The 19,661-nt window shown below is 59.1% G+C and carries 12 protein-coding genes; 5 read left to right on the top strand and 7 right to left on the bottom strand.

Annotation, left to right across the window (positions count from 1 at the left end):
- Positions 1-103 precede the first annotated feature (103 nt).
- The 3 genes from ACYZT2_RS11105 to ACYZT2_RS11095 all read right to left on the bottom strand — a co-directional run bounded on the left by ACYZT2_RS11105 (position 104) and on the right by ACYZT2_RS11095 (position 3,355).
- On the bottom strand, positions 104-1,348 hold the full coding sequence (locus tag ACYZT2_RS11105) for a lipoprotein-releasing ABC transporter permease subunit (RefSeq protein WP_461972063.1): 1,245 nt from the start codon (positions 1,346-1,348) through the stop codon (positions 104-106).
- A gap of 65 nt (positions 1,349-1,413) precedes the next feature.
- On the bottom strand, positions 1,414-2,097 hold the full coding sequence (gene lolD, locus ACYZT2_RS11100) for a lipoprotein-releasing ABC transporter ATP-binding protein LolD (protein ID WP_020700644.1): 684 nt from the start codon (positions 2,095-2,097) through the stop codon (positions 1,414-1,416).
- 7 nt (positions 2,098-2,104) lie between these two features.
- Positions 2,105-3,355: a lipoprotein-releasing ABC transporter permease subunit gene (locus tag ACYZT2_RS11095; RefSeq protein ID WP_461972060.1), complete on the bottom strand. Its 1,251-nt coding sequence runs from the start codon at positions 3,353-3,355 to the stop codon at positions 2,105-2,107.
- A 94-nt stretch (positions 3,356-3,449) separates the two neighbouring features.
- Here ACYZT2_RS11095 and ACYZT2_RS11090 point away from each other — a divergent pair, with 94 nt between their 5' ends.
- A complete protein-coding gene (locus ACYZT2_RS11090) occupies positions 3,450-4,049 on the top strand; it encodes a PilZ domain-containing protein (protein WP_461972058.1) in 600 nt (199 codons plus the stop codon).
- On the top strand, positions 4,046-4,768 hold the full coding sequence (locus ACYZT2_RS11085) for a glycerophosphodiester phosphodiesterase (protein ID WP_461972056.1): 723 nt from the start codon (positions 4,046-4,048) through the stop codon (positions 4,766-4,768). Before ACYZT2_RS11090 ends, ACYZT2_RS11085 begins: the two co-directional genes overlap by 4 nt.
- A gap of 42 nt (positions 4,769-4,810) precedes the next feature.
- Here the strand turns inward: ACYZT2_RS11085 and sthA are convergent, their stop codons facing one another.
- The 3 genes from sthA to ACYZT2_RS11070 all read right to left on the bottom strand — a co-directional run bounded on the left by sthA (position 4,811) and on the right by ACYZT2_RS11070 (position 9,094).
- Entirely contained in the window at positions 4,811-6,205 is a 1,395-nt protein-coding gene (gene sthA / locus ACYZT2_RS11080) for a Si-specific NAD(P)(+) transhydrogenase (protein ID WP_007907752.1), read from the bottom strand.
- A gap of 206 nt (positions 6,206-6,411) precedes the next feature.
- Positions 6,412-7,398 (bottom strand): FAD:protein FMN transferase, encoded by a 987-nt coding sequence (locus ACYZT2_RS11075; RefSeq protein ID WP_461972054.1) that lies wholly within the window; start codon positions 7,396-7,398, stop codon positions 6,412-6,414.
- Positions 7,399-7,630: 232 nt separating this feature from the next.
- Positions 7,631-9,094: a glyceraldehyde-3-phosphate dehydrogenase gene (locus ACYZT2_RS11070; protein ID WP_461972052.1), complete on the bottom strand. Its 1,464-nt coding sequence runs from the start codon at positions 9,092-9,094 to the stop codon at positions 7,631-7,633.
- Positions 9,095-9,456: 362 nt separating this feature from the next.
- Between ACYZT2_RS11070 and mfd the strand changes: the two genes are divergently transcribed.
- The 3 genes from mfd to ACYZT2_RS11055 are packed head-to-tail and all read left to right on the top strand — an operon-like array spanning position 9,457 to position 16,197.
- Positions 9,457-12,906: a transcription-repair coupling factor gene (mfd, locus tag ACYZT2_RS11065; protein ID WP_461972050.1), complete on the top strand. Its 3,450-nt coding sequence runs from the start codon at positions 9,457-9,459 to the stop codon at positions 12,904-12,906.
- A gap of 10 nt (positions 12,907-12,916) precedes the next feature.
- Positions 12,917-13,495, top strand: a complete 579-nt coding sequence (locus tag ACYZT2_RS11060) for a CsiV family protein (protein WP_461972048.1) — start codon at positions 12,917-12,919, stop codon at positions 13,493-13,495.
- 11 nt (positions 13,496-13,506) lie between these two features.
- Positions 13,507-16,197: an SNF2-related protein gene (locus ACYZT2_RS11055; RefSeq protein WP_461972046.1), complete on the top strand. Its 2,691-nt coding sequence runs from the start codon at positions 13,507-13,509 to the stop codon at positions 16,195-16,197.
- A gap of 141 nt (positions 16,198-16,338) precedes the next feature.
- On the opposite strand, the gene ACYZT2_RS11050 is transcribed toward ACYZT2_RS11055, so the two are convergent.
- A complete protein-coding gene (locus ACYZT2_RS11050) occupies positions 16,339-19,644 on the bottom strand; it encodes a DEAD/DEAH box helicase (protein ID WP_461972044.1) in 3,306 nt (1,101 codons plus the stop codon).
- Positions 19,645-19,661: the final 17 nt, after the last annotated feature.

Genomic DNA, 19,661 nt, shown 5'->3' with positions numbered 1-19,661 from the left:
CGCGGGCAAGCCTCGCTCCTACGGGTTTTGTGTCGAACGCAAATGATGCAATCGACATAGATCCTGTAGGAGCGAGGCTTGCCCGCGAAGGCGATGTAATGACTTACGAATACCGCAACGCAGTAGCCGGCTCGACTTTCGCCGCCCGCCACGCCGGATACACCGTCGCCAAAAAACTCATGATGAAACCGGCGGAACAGATCAACAACACATCCGCGCCCTGCAGCTCCGATGGCAAGTTACTGACAAAGTACACATCGGAACTGAAGATATGCTGCCCGCTGACCCGCTCCATCCACCCCACCAGCTCACTGACGTTCAACGCGGCGATCACGCCCAGCACGCCGCCAATCAAAGTACCAACAACCCCGATCACCGTGCCCTGCACCATGAAGATCGCCATGATCTGCCGAGGCGTCGCGCCGATGGTGCGCAGGATTGCGATGTCCGCGCCCTTATCGTTCACCACCATGATCAGGGTCGCGATGATGTTGAACGCAGCCACCGCAACGATCATCAGCAACAGCAGGCCGATCATGGTTTTTTCCATCTTCATCGCGCTGAACAGACTGCCTTGGGTGTGGGTCCAGTCGTCAGCCTTGTAGGCAGCGCCCAGGCCCGTCGCGATGTCGCTCGATACTTGCGGCGCGGCGTACAGGTCCTTCACCGCCAGGCGCACGCTCTGCACTTGGTTCGGCTGCCAGTGCTGCATCTGCGCGGCATCGGCGAGGTGGATCAGCGCCATCGAGCCGTCCAGCTCGGCACCCACCTTGAACACGCCCACCACGTTCAGCCGCTGCATGCGTGGGGTAATCCCGCCCGGTGCGGTGCTGATTTCCGGCACGATCAGGGTGATCCTGTCGCCGACGTTCAAGCGAAAGCGCCGTGCGGTGATCTCACCGATCACCACCCCAAACTCGCCCGGCTTCAAGGCGTCGAGACGCCCCTGAACAATGTGCTTGGCAACGATCGACACCTTGCCTTCCAGTGCCGGGTCGACACCACTGACCTGGATCGGCTGCATCGTGCCCTTGTAGGACAGCATGCCCTCCATCTCGGTAAACGGCACCGCCGCCGTTACTGCAGGATTCTTCATCGCCGCGGCGGCCACCGGCAGCCAATCGTCGATAGGGTTCACGCCGACGATGGTCGCGTGGGGCACCATGCCGAGGATGCGCGAGCTCATTTCGCGCTGGAAGCCGTTCATCACCGACAACACCACGATCATCGCCAGCACGCCCAGGGCGAGGCCGATCATCGAGGTCATCGAGATGAAGGAAACAAAGCGATTGCGGCGCTTGGCGCGGGTATAGCGCGTGCCGATAAAGATCGATAACGGTCTGAACATTCGCTGGGGCACCGTATAAAAATAAAAGACCCGCCGCACTGTTCAGTACGCCGGGTTTCGGTCAATCAGATGGGTGTCAGGTAACCTTCCTGCAAATGCAGGACGCGATCCATCTGGCGAGCCAGGTTCATGTCGTGGGTCACCACCAGGAACGCCGTGCGCATCGAGGTGCTGAGCTCCAGCATCAAGTCCTGAATGCCCTGTGCGGTGTGAGAGTCGAGGTTGCCGGTCGGCTCGTCGAGCATCACCAGGCCTGGCTTGTTCACCAGGGCACGCGCGATGGCCACACGCTGGCGTTCGCCACCGGACAATTCCGCCGGTTTGTGCTCCAGACGATGACCCAGCCCTACCCGCTCCAACAACGCCGTCGCACGCTGACGCGCTTCCGGGATCGCGGTTTTGCCGATCAGCAGCGGCATGCAGACGTTTTCCAGCGCGGTGAACTCAGGCAGCAAGTGGTGGAACTGGTAAACGAAACCCAGCGACCGATTGCGCAGCAGGCCACGGGCCTTTTCGTTCAGTGCCGAGAGCTCTTCACCGGCCAGCCAGACGCTGCCCTTGGTCGGCGTATCGAGGCCGCCCAGCAGGTTGAGCAAGGTACTTTTGCCCGAACCCGAGGTACCGACGATCGCCACGCGCTCGCCTGGGTGCAGCTCCAGTTGCAGACCGGCCAGAACCTCTACCGATTCCGGGCCTTCCACGTAGGATTTGCCCAAGTTGCGGCAGCTCAAGATTGCTTTATCACTCATGCCCGACTCACTCATAACGTAGCGCCTCCGCAGGCTGGGTGCGCGCGGCACGCCAGGCTGGATACAGGGTGGCGAGGAAACTCAGAACCAACGCGGCGGCGCAGACCATCAACACGTCCTGGCTCTGCACTTGCGACGGCAGGTAATCGATGAAATACACGTCAGCGTTCAGGAATTTATGGCCGATCAGCCCTTCAAGGGCCGAAATCGCGGCGCTGACGTTGAGCGCGGCGAAGATCCCGACCACAGCGCCGATCAGCGTACCGACCACGCCAATGACCGTGCCCTGGACCATGAAGATCGCCATGATCTGCCCTGGCGTAGAGCCAAGGGTGCGCAGGATTGCGATGTCGCCCTTCTTGTCGTTCACCACCATCACCAGCGTGGAGATGATGTTGAACGCCGCAACGGCGACGATCAGCAGCAACAGCAGGCCGATCATGGCTTTTTCCATGCGGATCGCTTGATACAGATTGCCGTGGGTGCGAGTCCAGTCGCGGGCGTAATAACGATCTTCGCCGAGTTGCTGAGCGATGGTCCACGCGGTGCGCGGCGCCTGGAACAAGTCGTCGAACTTCAAGCGCAAGCCCTGGACCTGATCCGGTTTCCAGCGATGCAGCTTCGCCAGATCCTGCAGGTTGGTGATGCCCAGATAGCCGTCGATCTCACCGGCGCCGACATGAAAGATGCCGACCACGGTAAAGCGTTTCATGCGCGGGAACATCCCAGCCGGGGTCACGGTGACTTCCGGCGCGACAAATGTCAGCTTGTCGCCGACCGCCACGCCAAGCTTGGCCGCGGCCTTGTCGCCGATGACGATGCCGAAACTGCCCGGCGCCAGGTCATCGAGTTTGCCCTGCTGCATGAAGTTATCAATGATCGACACCTGCCGTTCCTGCACCGGGTCGATGGCATTGAGCAGCACTTTGGAGACCTTGCCGTTGTTGGTCAGCAGGCCCTGCATCTGGACGAAGGGCGCAACCGCCGTCACCTGCGGGTTCTGCTTGACCTTGGCGGCCAGGCTTTGCCAGTCGCTGATCGGCTCACCGGACTCGATGGTCGCGTGGGGCACCATGCCCAGCACGCGGGTGCGCATTTCATGATCGAAGCCGTTCATGACCGACAGCACGACGATCATCACGACCACGCCGAGGGCGAGTCCGATCATCGAGGTCAGGGAAATGAATGACACAAAATGATTGCGACGCTTTGCACGGGTATAACGCGTGCCAATAAATACGAAGAGAGGTCTGAACATGTCGGGGCTTGTTCGGAGGGAAAAGGAACGTCCTTGTGGCGGGGGTCGATAACCAGCTTTACACTCAGACCACCGCCGCTACCATGGGTTCGCCATGTCGACATTAGATGAAGAAGATCGCCGCGAATACTACCGTATCGAGGACACGATCGCACTGGAAATTAGGCCCCTGTCTGCTCCCGAAGCCGCAGGCCAGGAAGTGTTGCAGGATGCTTCCCCTCTATTCAACCTGCTCAGCGAACTGCACCTGAGCGAATTCGAGTCGCAACACCTGCTGCGACAGATCAGCGAACGTGACCGGACCATCGCCGCGTTCCTGAAATCCCAGAACAAACGCATCGATCTGCTGAGTCAGGTGGTTGCCCTGACCGCGCTCGGACAGATCGGCGAGCCGCAGCCGGTGATCCTCTCCGAAGGAGGCATCGACTTTCAGCATCCGACGCCCATCGCCACTGGCGCGCACCTGTCGGTCAAGCTGGTACTCATGCCGCAAGCCCTTGGCCTGCTGCTGCGGGCCCGCGTTACCCATTGCGACCGCAAAGGCGACGGCTACGACATTGGCACCGAGTTCGAATACCTGTCCGATGCCCAGCGGCAATTGCTGGCCCGCTACATCTTGCAGCGACAGGCGCAAGAACGACGCCTGGCCCGCGAACAAAACGAATCAGGCATTAAATTTAAGGAAGAACCGTGACTCTCATCTACGGCCATCGCGGCGCCAAGGGCGAAGCACCGGAAAACACCCTGACCAGCTTTCAGGAATGCCTCAAGCATGGCGTACGCCGTTGCGAACTGGACTTGCACCTGTCCAAGGATGGCGAGTTGATGGTGATCCACGACCCGACCCTCAAACGCACCACCGAGCGTCGCGGCAGAGTAGTCGAACATACCGCCGCGGAGCTGGTGACCTACGACGCACGCAAGGGCGGCCCGGGCTGGATCAAACCCTGCACGATTCCAACGCTGGAAGCACTGTTCGAGCAATGCGACTTCGATCACTGGCAGCTGGAGGTCAAAAGCGCTTCACGCACCCGTGCCGCGACCACCGTGTTGGCGATTCGCGAAATGGCTCAGCGTTTCGGTATGCGGGACAAGATTACGATTACGTCGAGTTCACGCGAAGTATTGAAAGCCGCGCTGGACCTGGTGCCGGACGTGTCTCGCGGATTGGTGGCCGAGTACGCCTGGCTCGACCCGCTGAAGGTCGCGCAAAACTATGGCTGTGAGATTCTGGCGCTGAACTGGACCCTGTGCACGCCGGAACGCCTGCAGAAGGCGCAGCGTCAGGGGCTGCATGTGTCGGTGTGGACAGTCAACGAGCCCGCGCTGATGCGCAGACTCGCCGACTTCGGCGTTGACAGCCTGATTACAGACTTTCCCGGTTTGGCCACTGCCACGCTCGAGAATTGCTGAAATCGGTCTCCCCGGCCGGCTCAGGCCACCGGCCGGAGCCGCTCAAAAAAGCCGGTTGAGGCCATCGTACGCCGCTACCCGATAGGCTTCAGCCATGGTCGGGTAGTTGAACGTCGTGTTGACGAAGTACTTCAGGGTGTTCAGCTCGCCCGGCTGGCTCATGATCGCCTGACCGATATGCACGATCTCCGACGCCTGATAACCGAAGCAGTGAACGCCCAGCACTTCCAGCGTTTCGCGGTGGAACAGGATTTTCAGCATGCCCTGAGGCTCGCCGGCAATCTGCGCACGCGCCATGCTCTTGAAGAACGCCTTGCCAACTTCGTACGGCACCTTGGCCTGAGTCAGCTCTTGCTCGTTCTTGCCGATCGAGCTGATCTCCGGAATGGTGTAAATGCCGGTTGGCACGTCGTTGACGAAGCGCCAGCTATTGTTATCGACGATACTGCCAGCGGCCGAACGGCCCTGATCGTGCGCGGCGCTGGCCAGGCTCGGCCAGCCGATCACGTCACCGGCACCGTAAATGTTCGGTACGCAGGTGCGGTAGGCTTCGTCGACTTCGATCTGGCCACGGCTATTGACCTTCACGCCGATGTTTTCCAGACCCAGCTGATCGGTGTTGCCGGTACGGCCGTTGCACCAGAGCAAGGCGTCGGCCTTGATCTTCTTGCCGGACTTCAGGTGCAGGATCACCCCGTTGTCCACGCCTTCGACGCGGTCGTAGTCTTCGTTGTGGCGAACCGTGATGTTGTTGTTGCTGAAGTGGTAGCTCAGGGCCTGGGAAATTTCCGAGTCGAGGAAGCTCAGCAACTGACCGCGGTTGTCCACCAACTCGACCAGCACACCCAGACCACTGAAGATCGAGGCGTATTCACAACCGATCACGCCTGCGCCGTAAACGATGAGTTTGCGCGGGGTGTGGCCGAGGCTGAGGATGGTGTCGCTATCGTAGATACGCGGGTGATGGAAATCGATGTCCGCCGGGCGATACGGGCGCGAACCGGTGGCGATGATGATGTGCTTGGCCACCAGTTTTTCGACCACACCGTTGGCGCAGACCACTTCGATGGTTTGCTCGTCAGCGAAGCTGCCGGTGCCGAAGAACACGTCGACGCGATTACGGGCGTAGTAGCCGGTGCGCGAAGCGACTTGTTTGGAGATGACTTTTTCGGCGCTTTTCAAAACGTCCGGGAACGAGAACCAGCGCGGCTCACCAATCGCCCGGAACATCGGGTTGGTGTTGAACTGCATGATCTGCCGGACCGAGTGACGCAAGGCCTTGGACGGGATGGTGCCCAGGTGGGTGCAGTTGCCGCCGACCTGGCGACGACTATCGACCATCGCCACCTTGCGTCCTGCTTTGGCGGCATTCATTGCCGCGCCTTCTCCCGCCGGGCCAGAACCCAACACCACCACGTCGTAGTTGTAGACAGCCATGCATACTCCTCAGAACAGGCCGCGGCGCCCTCGGCACCTGCGGCTAAATCACGCCGATCTGCGGCGTGAAGGAACAATTTGGGGCCAGTGCAGAACCCGGACACAGTCTATAGAAGCGTCAACGCCGGGCACATTAACCCTTGGTCGCGTCGTAGGCTAGTTTTGCCTGCACTACAACGCCATCAAAAATGCTTTTGATGCCGCAATCACTTGGTTTTTTCACCTGCCAGGCGTTCAAAAGCCTGATTGGTACGTGTGACGAAACCTGTATCGGCACGAATCACAAAGAATGCAGCAATGTCATGGGTTTGGGCATAGTCCCAACCCCGTTCAGGACCGAGAATCAGCAACAACGTCGATAGGCCATCGGCCATTAACGCTGAAGGATGAATCACTGTGACTGACGCCAGGGCGTGTAGGACTGGCGCTCCGGTACGGGCATCGAAGGTGTGGGAATAGCGCCGGCCGTTTTGCTGAAAATAATTGCGGTAGTCGCCGGAGGTGGACACAGCGTAGCCGTCGACGGCGATGATTTTTTGCGCGACTTGCTGGTCGTCCCGAGGCTCTTCTAACGCGATGTGCCAGGGTGAACCGTCGAGCTTTTTGCCGGCGGCCTTGAGTTCGCCGGTGGCTTCAGCGAGGTAGTTATAGATGCCTAGCGCTTCGAGTTTTGCGGCAATCGTGTCGACCGCGTAACCGGCCGCGATGCTGTTGAAGTCGACCTCGACCGCGGCGTCCTTGCACAACTGATCACCGTCGATGCGCAAGTGGCTGTAGCCGACGCGTTGCTGCACCTCGGCGAGCGCTTCGGTGCTTGGGACTTTTTCCTCTCGCGCCTGCGGACCGAATCCCCAGAGGTTGAGCAGCGGCTCCACCGTCAGGTCGAAGGAGCCTTCACTCAGCGAAGACAATCGCTCGCCGACGCGGACCAATTCGAGGATCGGCGCGGGCATTGTCTGACAGTGGTTGGCGGGAAGAGCATTGAAGCGTTCGATGTCGGAGTCGCTGCGATAGGTCGACATCTGCTGATCGACTTCAGCGAGAATTTTTTCGACCTGGACGCGGACTTCTGCCGGCGCGGGAAGACCAGCATGACGCACGTACTTTATCGAATAGGTGCTGCCCATGGTCGGACCGCCGAAACTTTCCATGGAGTCGCCATTGCCGCAGCCGGACAACATACTCACCAACATCACGACAACACCCAACCGCCTGCTTAACAAATCCTGCCTCCCCCAACATTGATGTTGACTGACAGACCGCAATCGCGAGCAGGCTCGCTCCCACATTGGACCGATACAGATCCACTGTGGGAGCGAGCCTGCTCGCGATGAGGCCGGCCCTGACGCGACATCTATAGCTGACAAACTGCACAAACAAAAACGCCCCAAACAAAGTCGGGGCGTTTTTATTTGCGGCTAAGGCTTAGCGCGGGAATGCTGGCGGGTTTACACCAGCCATGTCTTCCATCACGCGAACTACCTGGCAGCTGTAACCGAACTCGTTGTCGTACCAGACGTACAGAACAACGCGGTTGTCCTGAACGATGGTCGCTTCAGCGTCCACCACGCCTGCGTGGCGCGAGCCTACGAAGTCGGTGGAAACCACTTCCTGCGAATTGACGTAGTCGATTTGCTTGTGCAGATCGGAGTGCAGCGCCATGTAGCGCAGGTACTCGTTCATCTCTTCACGGGTGGCGGCTTTCTCAAGGTTCAGGTTGAGAATGGCCATCGACACGTTCGGCGTCGGAACACGGATTGCGTTACCGGTCAGCTTGCCGGCCAGCTCAGGCAGGGCCTTGGCAGCAGCGGTGGCAGCACCGGTCTCGGTGATGACCATGTTCAGCGCGGCGCTACGGCCACGACGATCACCCTTGTGGAAGTTGTCGATCAGGTTCTGGTCGTTGGTGTACGAGTGAACCGTTTCGACGTGACCGTTGATGATGCCGAACTTGTCATTCACAGCTTTCAGCACCGGCACGATGGCGTTGGTGGTGCAGGAAGCGGCGGACACGATCTTGTCGTCAGCAGTGATTTCACCGTGGTTGATGCCGTGAACGATGTTCTTCAGCTTGCCTTTGCCAGGCGCGGTCAGAACAACGCGGTCGATACCCGGGCATGCCAGGTGCTGGCCCAGGCCATCGGCGTCACGCCATACACCGGTGTTGTCCACCAGCAGCGCATCTTTGATGCCGTACTGGGTGTAGTCCACTTCGGCCGGGTTCTTCGCGTAGATAACCTGGATCAGGTTGCCGTTGGCGGTGATGGTGTTGTTGGCTTCATCGATGGTGATGGTGCCATCGAATGGACCATGTACCGAGTCACGACGCAACAGGCTGGCACGTTTGACCAGATCGTTCTCGGCGCCCTTGCGGACCACGATGGCGCGCAGACGCAGGCCGTCGCCACCACCGGTTTTTTCGATCAGGATGCGCGCCAGCAGACGGCCGATACGACCGAAGCCGTACAGAACAACGTCGGTGCCTGTGCGACCGGAACCATTTTGCTTGCCGACCACATCGGCCAGTTCGTCACGGACGAACTCTTCGGCGCTGCGGCCATTGCCTTCGGCCTTGAACTTGACGGCCAGCTTGCCCAAGTCTACCGAAGCTGCGCCGAGCTTGAGCTCGCTCATTGCTTTGAGCAGCGGGAATGTTTCGTGGACGGACAATTCGCTGGCATCGGATTGGCGATGGCGAGCAAAGCGGTGAGCTTTGAGAATCGCGATGACTGAACGATTGATCAGGCTGCGGCCATAGATCGAGCTCACCACGTTGTTATTGCGGTAGAGCTGACCGATAAGCGGAATCATCGCTTCTGCGAGTGCTTCACGGTCGATCCATTCACCAAGACACTGGTCGGGCTTCTGAGTCACGGGAACCTTCCACATGTAGGGGCAGAAAAAAGGGGCTACATTATGCCGCCGAGTGCCTCCCGTAGCAATGCGCGCCTGTCGCACGGGCGGTAACAGAATCCCGTTCAAAAAAATTACGCCCCGCTCCAGCCCAGTAAAACCGGGGCCTCCAGCATCGTCAATTTTTTGGAGATATCGACGCCTTGTCCGTAACCATCCGTAACACGCGTTCGTTTTGCCACTACATAATCAGTAATTTTCACTAAAAAACCGCTCGATTTTGTCATTACCACTACATTTTGCCCAACCCGCGTAATAGACATATCTGCAACTGACAGCCGGCACCTGAGGCCGTTACAATTGTCGACTTTGTCGCAACGCTTGGAGCTCAACCTTCCGTGCACGTTCTGCGTCTACCGCTTCTCCCTGCCGCGGCAGGTAAACAGCACTGGGGCAACCTGCCCGGTGCCGCCCTGAGCCTGGCCATCGCCGAGGCCGCCAGCGCTGCCAAGCGCTTTACCCTGCTACTGACCGCCGACAGCCAGAGTGCCGAACGGCTGGAACAGGAGCTGAGTTTCTTCGCCCCGGATTTGCCTGTCCTGCATTTCCCCGACTGGGAAACCCTGCCCTACGACCTGTTCTCGCCACACCAGGACATCATCTCTCAGCGCATCTCCAGCCTGTATCGGTTGCCGGAGCTGGAGCATGGCGTGCTGGTCGTGCCGATCACCACAGCCCTGCACCGCCTGGCGCCGACCAAATTCCTGCTCGGCAGCAGCCTGGTGCTGGACGTCGGCCAGAAGCTCGATGTCGAGCAAATGCGCAGTCGGCTTGAAGCCACTGGCTATCGCTACGTAGATACAGTGTACGAGCACGGCGAATTCACCGTGCGCGGCTCGCTGATCGATCTGTTCCCGATGGGCAGCAAACTGCCCTTCCGCATCGATCTGTTCGACGACGAAATCGAAACCCTGCGCACCTTCGATCCGGAAAACCAGCGCTCCATCGACAAGGTGGACACTGTTCGCCTGCTGCCGGCGCGGGAATTCCCGCTGCAAAAGGACGCGGTCACCCGCTTCAAGGCGCGCTTTCGCGAGCGCTTCGATGTCGACTTCCGTCGCTGCCCGATCTTTCAGGATTTGAGCAGCGGGATTACACCGGCCGGTATCGAGTACTACTTGCCGCTGTTCTTCGATGAAACCTCTACCCTGTTCGATTACCTGCCCCAGGAAACGCAAGTGTTCTCTTTGCCGGGCATCGAACAGGCTGCGGAGAATTTCTGGAACGACGTGCGCAATCGTTACGAAGAGCGCCGCGTCGACCCATCCCGTCCTTTATTACCACCGGCCGAGCTGTTCTTGCCCGTGGAAGATTGCTTTGCCCGCCTGAAGAGCTGGCCCCGTGTGGTTGCCAGTCAACAGGACGTGGAAACCGGTGTCGGTCGCGAGCGCTTCCCGGCTCAGCCGCTACCGAACCTGGCCATCGAAGCCAAGGCCACTCAGCCGTTGGCGGCGCTGGCCGGTTTCCTCGACGAGTTCCCCGGCCGCGTGCTGTTTACCGCCGAGTCCGCGGGCCGTCGTGAAGTGCTGTTGGAGTTGCTGGAACGCCTGAAGCTGCGACCGAAAACCGTCGACAGCTGGCCAGACTTTGTTGCGAGCAAGGAGCGCTTGGCGATCACCATCGCACCGCTCGACGAAGGCCTGTTGCTGGACAATCCAGCCTTGGCCCTGGTCGCCGAAAGCCCGTTGTTCGGGCAGCGCGTGATGCAGCGCCGTCGTCGCGAGAAACGCGCCGATGCCAACAACGATGCAGTGATCAAAAACCTCACCGAGCTGCGCGAAGGCGCGCCGGTGGTGCACATCGATCATGGTGTCGGCCGCTATCTGGGGCTGACGATTCTGGAAATCGACAATCAAGCCGCCGAATTCCTGACCCTTGAATATGCCGAGAACGCCAAGCTGTACGTCCCGGTAGCCAACCTGCATTTGATCGCCCGTTACACCGGCAGCGACGATGCCCTGGCGCCGCTGCACCGCCTCGGCTCCGAGACCTGGCAGAAAGCCAAGCGCAAAGCCGCCGAACAGGTGCGCGACGTGGCCGCCGAGTTGCTCGACATCTATGCCCGCCGCGCCGCTCGCGAGGGTTATGCCTTCGCCGACCCCAAAGCCGATTACGCGACCTTCAGCGCCGGTTTCCCGTTCGAAGAAACCCCGGACCAGCAGACCACCATCGACGCGGTGCGCGCCGACATGCTCGCGCCAAAACCGATGGATCGCCTGGTCTGCGGCGACGTCGGTTTCGGCAAGACCGAAGTGGCGATGCGCGCGGCGTTCATTGCGGTGCATGGCGGTCGTCAGGTGGCGATTCTGGTGCCGACCACCCTGCTCGCCCAGCAACATTACAACAGCTTCCGCGACCGCTTCGCCGACTGGCCGGTGAGCGTGGAAGTGATGAGCCGCTTCAAGTCGACCAAAGAAGTGAACGCTGCGGTCGCGGACCTGGCCGAAGGCAAGATCGACATCGTCATCGGCACGCACAAGCTGCTGCAAGACGACGTCAAGATCAAAAACCTCGGGCTGGTGATCATCGACGAAGAGCACCGTTTCGGTGTCCGTCAGAAAGAACAGCTCAAAGCACTGCGCAGTGAAGTCGACATCCTGACGCTGACCGCCACGCCGATTCCGCGCACGCTGAACATGGCGGTGTCGGGCATGCGTGACCTGTCGATCATCGCCACGCCACCGGCCCGTCGCCTGTCGGTGCGCACGTTTGTCATGGAGCAGAACAAGAGCACGGTCAAAGAAGCCCTGCTCCGTGAGTTGCTGCGTGGCGGTCAGGTCTACTACCTGCACAACGACGTGAAGACCATCGAGAAATGCGCCGCCGACCTCGCTGAACTGGTGCCGGAAGCGCGGATTGGCATCGGCCACGGGCAGATGCGTGAACGCGATCTCGAACAAGTGATGAGCGACTTCTACCACAAGCGTTTCAACGTGCTGATCGCCTCGACCATCATCGAGACCGGCATCGACGTGCCGAGCGCCAACACCATCATCATCGAGCGCGCCGACAAGTTTGGCCTGGCACAGTTGCACCAGTTGCGTGGCCGCGTCGGTCGCAGCCACCACCAGGCGTATGCTTACCTGCTGACACCGCCGCGCCAGCAAATCACTGCCGACGCGGAAAAACGCCTGGAAGCGATCGCCAATACCCAGGACCTCGGCGCGGGCTTCGTGCTCGCCACCAACGACCTGGAAATCCGTGGCGCCGGCGAACTGCTGGGCGACGGTCAGAGCGGGCAGATCCAGGCCGTCGGTTTCACGCTGTACATGGAAATGCTCGAACGCGCGGTGAAGTCGATCCGCAAGGGCGAACAGCCGAACCTGGACCAGCCGCTGGGCGGTGGTCCGGAAGTCAATCTGCGTGTGCCGGCATTGATTCCCGAGGACTATCTGCCGGATGTGCACGCTCGACTGATTCTCTACAAACGCATTGCCTCGGCCACCGATGAGGAAGGCCTCAAGGACCTGCAAGTGGAGATGATCGACCGTTTCGGTCTGCTGCCGGAGCCGACCAAGAACCTGGTGCGGATCACGGCGCTGAAATTGCAGGCCGAACAACTGGGCATCAAGAAAGTCGACGGCGGCCCGCAAGGCGGTCGTATCGAGTTCGCGGCGCAGACACCGGTCGACCCCCTGACACTGATCAAACTGATCCAGAGCCAGCCCAAACGCTACAAATTCGAAGGCGCCACGATGTTCAAATTCCAGGTGCCGATGGAAAGCCCGCAAGAGCGCTTTAACACTGTAGAGGCGCTGTTCGAGCGCCTCATTCCGACAACTGCTTGAAGGACGCCTCATGCGCCTGTTTCGCTCACTGACCTTGTTGACGATGTTAATAACGATGCTGCTCGCCCCCACGGCGTTTGCTGATGATCTGTATCAGGTTGAAATGATTCTGGTGCGGCAAAACACCGTGCCCGCGGTCGTCAGCCGCGCCGCGCCGGAAGACTGGGATGCCGGCGCTCAACGCATCAGCCCCGACAGCTTTCGCACACCAAGCCTTAATCCCGAGGTGGAAAAGCTCACCGCCAGTAACCAATACACGGTGTTGCTGCACAAGGCCTGGCAACAAAAGCTCGGCGAAGAAGTCAGCAAAGTCGCGATCAGCGAAGGCACCGAACAGTTCGGGCAGTTCCCGATCGAAGGTACGTTGAGCCTGAAACTGGGGCGTTTCACCGACGTCGACGCCGACTTCTGGGTCAATAAGATTGATGCCAACGGCCTGGTCACCGCCAGCGAACGCCTGAAGACCGAAAGCCATACCAAGAACGGACAGTTGAACTTCCTCGACGCCGGCCATCTCGGCCTGCTGATCAAGATCACTTCGTTGACGGCGCCCGCCCCCCGGGAAGCCCCTGAAGTCGTCCCGGACTGATCGAAGCCCCCATGTCCGCGACCCTGAGCAAACCCCTGGCAACATCCTGGGTCAGCCGATTCAAGGAACAGAGCCTGGAGCGTGGCCGTCGCTACGCTCTGGAGAACCGCGTCAGGATTGTCGAAGTCGGGGATGCCACCATCGTCGCTGCATGCGAAGGGTCCGGCGGTAACGTTTACCGTCAGACCATTCGCCTGCGCGAGTCAGCCAAAGCTACATTGCTGATGGTCGATGCCACCTGCACCTGCCCGGTGCGCAGCAACTGTAAACATTGCGCAGCGGTACTGCTGAAGGTCCAGGAAACCCTGACCTATCCCGCTGCCGCGCAAGACGCCGAGTTACTGCAAAAGCTTCAGGCTGTTCTGGAGAACCGCAGCCCGAAAGCGCCGCCGCAAGTCCTGGTGGACAACGTGCAACCGGTGCCGCGCCTGTGGCTGGCGAGCATCGAGTTCAGCGCCTTCGAACCGCGCAACGGCAAGATGCAGCGGTACATCCAGCATCGCGCGGCGCTGTCCTTCAGCTATCTGGATGAATACGTCAGTGGACAGAAAAACACTGACATCCTGATTCGCCAAGAGACGCAGACGCTACGGATAAAACGCCACCCGGAAGTCGAACAGGCCTACAGGGAACAGTTGCGAATCCTCGGTTTCAAGATTGCCACCCGACAAAGCAAGGCCCTGCCCGAAAGCGCCGGCGAACTCTACGAAATGGTCAACGACAGCGCCTGGCTGACCTTCACCCTCAACGAGTTGCCGAAGCTGCGCACCCAGGGTTGGGAGTTGCAGATCGACGAGGACTTCGGCTTCGACCTGACCGCCGTGGACGACTGGTACGCCACCGTCGAGCAGGCACCGGAGCGCGACTGGTTCGACCTGGAACTGGGGATAATCGTCAACGGCGAACGGCTGAGTCTGCTGCCGATCCTGTTGAACCTGATGCGCTCCCACACCGAGCTCCTCAACCCGGAACGGCTTGCCCGACGTCGCGACGACGAACTGATCCTGGTGAACATCCCGCAACGCCGCAGCACCGACCAAGGTTCGTTGCAGGTCGCCCTGCCCTTCGGCCGCTTGAAACCGGTGCTGGCCACCCTCGGCGAGTTTTATCTGCAAGAGCCCGGCGAAACCACGCTACGCCTGAGCAAGGCCGACGCCACACGATTGCATCCGCTGGAAGGACTGCCGTTGCTCTGGGAAGGTGGCGAGCAGATCCGCACCTTTGCCCAGCGTCTGCGCGACATCAAAGACCATACCGCGACGGCACCCGAAGGGTTGAATGCCACCTTGCGCCCGTATCAGCTGGAAGGCCTGAGCTGGATGCAGTCGTTACGACAACTGGAAGTCGGCGGGATTCTCGCAGACGACATGGGCTTGGGCAAAACCCTACAGACCCTGGCGCACATTCTCAGCGAGAAGAACGCCGGGCGCCTCGATCGGCCGTGCATGGTGGTCATGCCCACCAGCCTCGTCCCCAACTGGCTCGACGAAGCCGCGCACTTCACGCCGCAGCTCAACGTTTTGGCGCTGTACGGTGCCAGTCGCAAAAAGCATTTCGAGAACCTGGCCGATTACGACCTGATTCTGACCACCTATGCGCTGCTGCCCAAGGACGTCGAACGCCTGGCCGCGCAACCGTTTCATGTACTGGTGCTGGATGAAGCGCAGTACATCAAGAACCCCAACAGCAAGGCCGCCCATGCAGCCCGTGAGCTGAACGCTCGCCAGCGCCTGTGCCTGAGTGGCACACCGCTGGAAAACCACCTCGGCGAGTTGTGGTCGCTGTTCCACTTCCTGCTGCCTGGCTGGCTCGGTGACGTGAAAAGCTTCAACCGCGATTACCGCGTACCGATAGAAAAGCGCGCCAGCGAAGTAAGACTTCAACACCTCAACGGTCGGATCAAACCGTTCCTGCTGCGCAGGACCAAGGAACAGGTGGCCACCGAACTGCCGCCGAAAACCGAGATCATCCATTGGGTCGAACTCAACGAAGCCCAGCGCGACGTGTATGAAACCATGCGCCTGGCCATGGACAAGAAAGTCCGCGACGAAATCACCCGCAAGGGCGTGGCGCGCAGCCAGATCATCATTCTTGAGGCGTTGCTAAAGCTGCGTCAGGTGTGTTGCGACTTGCGTCTGGTCAACGACGCTGCCCTACCCGCGCGTGGCAGCACTTCCGGCAAACTCGATAGCCTGATGGAAATGCTGGAGGAGTTGTTCGAAGAAGGTCGGCGGGTTCTGCTGTTTTCGCAGTTCACCTCAATGCTTTCGCTGATCGAGGAGGAGCTGAAAAAGCGTGGCGTGGCGTATGCGATCCTGACCGGACAAACCCGCGACCGACGCACACCAGTGAAGGAGTTCCAGAGCGGCCAGCGTCAGATCTTTCTGATCAGCCTGAAGGCCGGCGGTGTGGGCCTGAACCTGACCGAAGCGGATACGGTGATTCACTATGACCCTTGGTGGAACCCGGCGACAGAAAATCAGGCGACGGATCGTGCCTATCGCATTGGTCAGGAGAAGCCGGTATTCGTCTACAAGATGATTGCCAGGGGTACGGTGGAAGAGAAAATTCAGCATCTGCAGAAAGAGAAGTCCGATCTTGCCGCAGGCGTGCTGGATGGGCGCAAGACCGGGGACTGGAAGTTGCAGAGCGATGATATCGAAGCGTTGTTTGCGCCGTTGCCGGAAAAAATTGATAAGTAACGTCGATAGGTAGATCGCTCGCGGGCAAGCCTCGCTCCTACAGAAATATGTGCGGCCACAATGATGTGATCAACACAAAACGTGTAGGAGCGAGGCTTGCCCGCGAAGACGTCACTGCAGACTCAGTGAAGAGATCAGCTATCAAGACCGGGACTCGGGCAAAGGCGCGAACAGTGCTTCAATATCACGCTGCTCAAGCTTCCAACCCGCACTCGCTCCGCCTTCGAGGACAGCCCCGGTCAACGCTGCCTTTTCCTGTTGAAGCGCCTGTATTTTTTCTTCCACCGTGCCGCGGGCAATCATTTTGTAAACGAACACCGGTTTGTCTTGGCCAATTCTGTAGGCGCGGTCGGTCGCCTGATTTTCTACCGCAGGGTTCCACCACGGATCGAAGTGAATCACCGTATCCGCCGCCGTCAGGTTGAGGCCGGTCCCCCCGGCCTTCAGACTGATCAGGAACAACGGCACCTTGCCACTCTGGAACTCTTTTACCGGAGTGCGCCGATCCGTGGTGTCACCGGTCAACAACGAGTAGCCGATACCGCGCTGCTGCAGTTCCTGCTCAATCAACGCCAGCATCGAGGTGAATTGCGAGAACAGCAAAATCTTGCGATCTTCACTGAGCAACTCTTCGAGCATCTCCATCAAGCTAAGCAGTTTTCCGCTGCCCGAACGAAGGACTTTTGCCGTCAGAGGCGTTTTGATCAGTCGCAGATCGCAGCACACCTGACGCAACTTGAGCAAAGCGTCGAGGATGATGATCTGACTGCGCCCGACGCCGCTACGGGCAATTTCATCACGCACCTTCTTGTCCATCGCCACACGCACGGTTTCATACACATCCCGCTGCCCATCGCTAAGGTCGACCCAATGCACGATCTCGGTTTTGGGGGGCAGTTCGGTAGCGACCTGTTCTTTCTTGCGGCGTAGCAGGAAGGGTTTTATTCGGGCCGTCAGGTGTTGCATCCGCTCGCTGTTGCCGTGTTTCTCGATTGGGGTACGGTAATCGCGATTGAAGGTTTTACTGTCGCCGAGCCAACCGGGCAGTAAAAAGTGAAACAGCGACCACAACTCGCCCAAGTGATTTTCCAGTGGCGTGCCAGAAAGACACAAACGCTGCCGAGCCTCTAATTGTCGAGCCGACTGAGCCGCTTTGCTGAGCGGGTTCTTGATGTTCTGCGCCTCATCGAGAATCAGCACGCTCCAGACCTGAGGCTGCAAAACCTCCAGATCGCGCGGCAGCAACGCATAAGTCGTCAACACCAGGTCGTATTCTGCAAGGTTTGCAAAGTCGTTTTGCCGAGCGGCACCATGGAGCGCCAGGACTTTGAGCTGCGGAGTGAAGCGTGCCGCCTCGTCGAGCCAGTTGGGGATGAGGCTGGTAGGCATCACGGCAAGTGCCGGGCAGTCGAGACGTCCCGCCTGTTTTTCCAGCAGTAAATGAGTCAGGGTTTGCAGAGTTTTGCCCAAGCCCATGTCGTCGCCAAGGATACCGCCGACTTCCAGCTCGCGAAGGGTCTGCATCCAGTTCAGGCCTTCGAGCTGATACGGCCGCAGTTCCGCGTTGAGGCCTTCTGGAGCAGCAACGTGGGCATGAGTCGATTCACGCAAGCGTTTCGCGAAAGTGCGCAAACGCTCGCCGCCCTGCCATACCAGTGGCAGCCCTTCCAGCTCACTCAAGCGCGCCGCATCAGGAGCATTCAGGCGCAGCGAGTTACCGCTGTTCACACTCAAATGCAACTCACCCAGCGTAGCCATCAATGGCTTGACCCGCCCGAGAGGCAGGGCGACTTTCGTACCTGGTTTCGCTCCGAACTGCCCACTATTGAGATCGATCAATACCTGATCGTTATCGTCGCGGCGGGCTAGCTCAGCCGGGTTCATCAACTGTGGCTGATTGCGTAACAAATGCAGCAGAATCGGCAACAAGCTGTGGCGCTCGCCATTGACCACGATGCCCAATTGCAGATCGAACCATTCGCGGCCCGGCGATTCCTCGACATCGGCATACCACTCTTCTACAGACTGCAAATTGAAATGAAAGCCGTCAGTGATACTGATCTGCCAGTTGGCGTCTCTGAGCGCTGGCACTCCAGACTGCACAAAAGCAAGCCATGCCGATTCATCCGGCAAGTCGAACATTTCGCCTGCGTTATCAGGTAACGCATCACTTTTACGAGTGGCCTTTTTGAAGCCTTGTTTTTGCAAGGCCTGACGCAGGGCTTTTTCGGCAGCCGGTTTTCGTTGAATGCGCTGGGTTTCGGTGCCGAAAAGCACCGATACCTCCGTGGATTTTTTGTCCGCGGCCATGTGGCCGTTGTAAGTGAACGCCAGCGCTGCGCGGTGCTCGGGTTCGTACTTCCACTTCGTATAACGTTTGGTAGTGGCAAGCGTCAGGAAGGCTTGGGGCTCAATGTCATCGACGATCCGCTCGGTCAACGCGTGCGGCGAGGGTGCTACTCGAGTCACGGCGCTCATGCGATGACTGAATTGCATCGCCTGCCGCGCCGGGATGTCGGGAACCAATGACAAGTGTCTGGCCAGTTTGTTGTCCAGCTCACTCAGCAGCGGTCCAACCTCCATCCTTTCACGGTCCAGGTAATACAAAGGCTCCAGCGCCAGAATCGTCTCCTCTGGGGCTTCATCACTACGCCACTGCGGACGGAAACTGCCGTTGCCTTGCTCAGCCCAGACAAACTGCGCAGACCTCTTCATTCCAAGCGCCAAGGGCTGCAATTGCTCGAAATCGAGAAACAGCCGTGAAGTTTTCAACGCCAACTCGAGGACTTCGGCCCCGCTGCTGCCTTGCAAGGGGTACCCACTGTAATGAGAATGGGAGGAGTGGACTGCGACCAGCAATCTGGCGATTCGCAGGTCAAGCTCTGATAGATAGCCCGGCTCTCGCATCAGTGCATCTGACGGCGAAAACACAGATCTGATGTCCTGCAAGCGGCCGTCCTTGAGCTGACGAGCCTTGCAAATTTCCAGCAGCCACTTGCCTGCGGTGGGCGTGGGTTTGAGTTTGTACACCCAACACGTGCCGGTGCTTTGCGCAGCTCCATCGCTATCTGAAGTCTCGCGCGGAATGTCATTGAGCCAGCGTTCCAGATCGCGGTTCAGGCTAACCGGCGCAGAGCTCTCGCTCGACTCCACAGGAAGGTCTTGCAGATGATAAATGACCGTTGCGCAGTGCTTGCAATCGATCACTACGGGACATGAGCAGGTGCAATCAAGCTCAAATTCGCCATAAGGGTTTTCGACGAGATAAATGAATTGTTCGTAGATGTAATTTTCGGAACCTTTGCAGGTTGCTTGAACCATCACATCATCAAGCTCGAGTATCTTTACCCGGTTTTCATGGGCGTAGTTATGTGCTTTATCCAGCGCGCGACGACTGAATCCTTCCGCCCACGGTATCTGATGAAGTTGCTCAATGATTGTCGGCATAAATTCAACGCTTCTGA

The sequence above is a fragment of the Pseudomonas sp. MDT1-85 genome (assembly GCF_054898065.1).
This window is presented reverse-complemented; position numbering and strand designations above follow the sequence as displayed.

What these genes read in the sequence shown, in the direction of transcription:
- ACYZT2_RS11105 (WP_461972063.1), bottom strand. Translation starts at nt 1,348, where the DNA reads ATGTTCAGACCGTTATCGATCTTTATCGGCACGCGCTATACCCGCGCC.
- lolD (WP_020700644.1), bottom strand. Translation starts at nt 2,097, where the DNA reads ATGAGTGATAAAGCAATCTTGAGCTGCCGCAACTTGGGCAAATCCTAC.
- ACYZT2_RS11095 (WP_461972060.1), bottom strand. Translation starts at nt 3,355, where the DNA reads ATGTTCAGACCTCTCTTCGTATTTATTGGCACGCGTTATACCCGTGCA.
- ACYZT2_RS11090 (WP_461972058.1), top strand. Translation starts at nt 3,450, where the DNA reads ATGTCGACATTAGATGAAGAAGATCGCCGCGAATACTACCGTATCGAG.
- sthA (WP_007907752.1), bottom strand. Translation starts at nt 6,205, where the DNA reads ATGGCTGTCTACAACTACGACGTGGTGGTGTTGGGTTCTGGCCCGGCG.
- ACYZT2_RS11075 (WP_461972054.1), bottom strand. Translation starts at nt 7,398, where the DNA reads ATGTTGGTGAGTATGTTGTCCGGCTGCGGCAATGGCGACTCCATGGAA.
- ACYZT2_RS11070 (WP_461972052.1), bottom strand. Translation starts at nt 9,094, where the DNA reads ATGTGGAAGGTTCCCGTGACTCAGAAGCCCGACCAGTGTCTTGGTGAA.
- ACYZT2_RS11060 (WP_461972048.1), top strand. Translation starts at nt 12,917, where the DNA reads ATGCGCCTGTTTCGCTCACTGACCTTGTTGACGATGTTAATAACGATG.
- ACYZT2_RS11055 (WP_461972046.1), top strand. Translation starts at nt 13,507, where the DNA reads ATGTCCGCGACCCTGAGCAAACCCCTGGCAACATCCTGGGTCAGCCGA.
- ACYZT2_RS11050 (WP_461972044.1), bottom strand. Translation starts at nt 19,644, where the DNA reads ATGCCGACAATCATTGAGCAACTTCATCAGATACCGTGGGCGGAAGGA.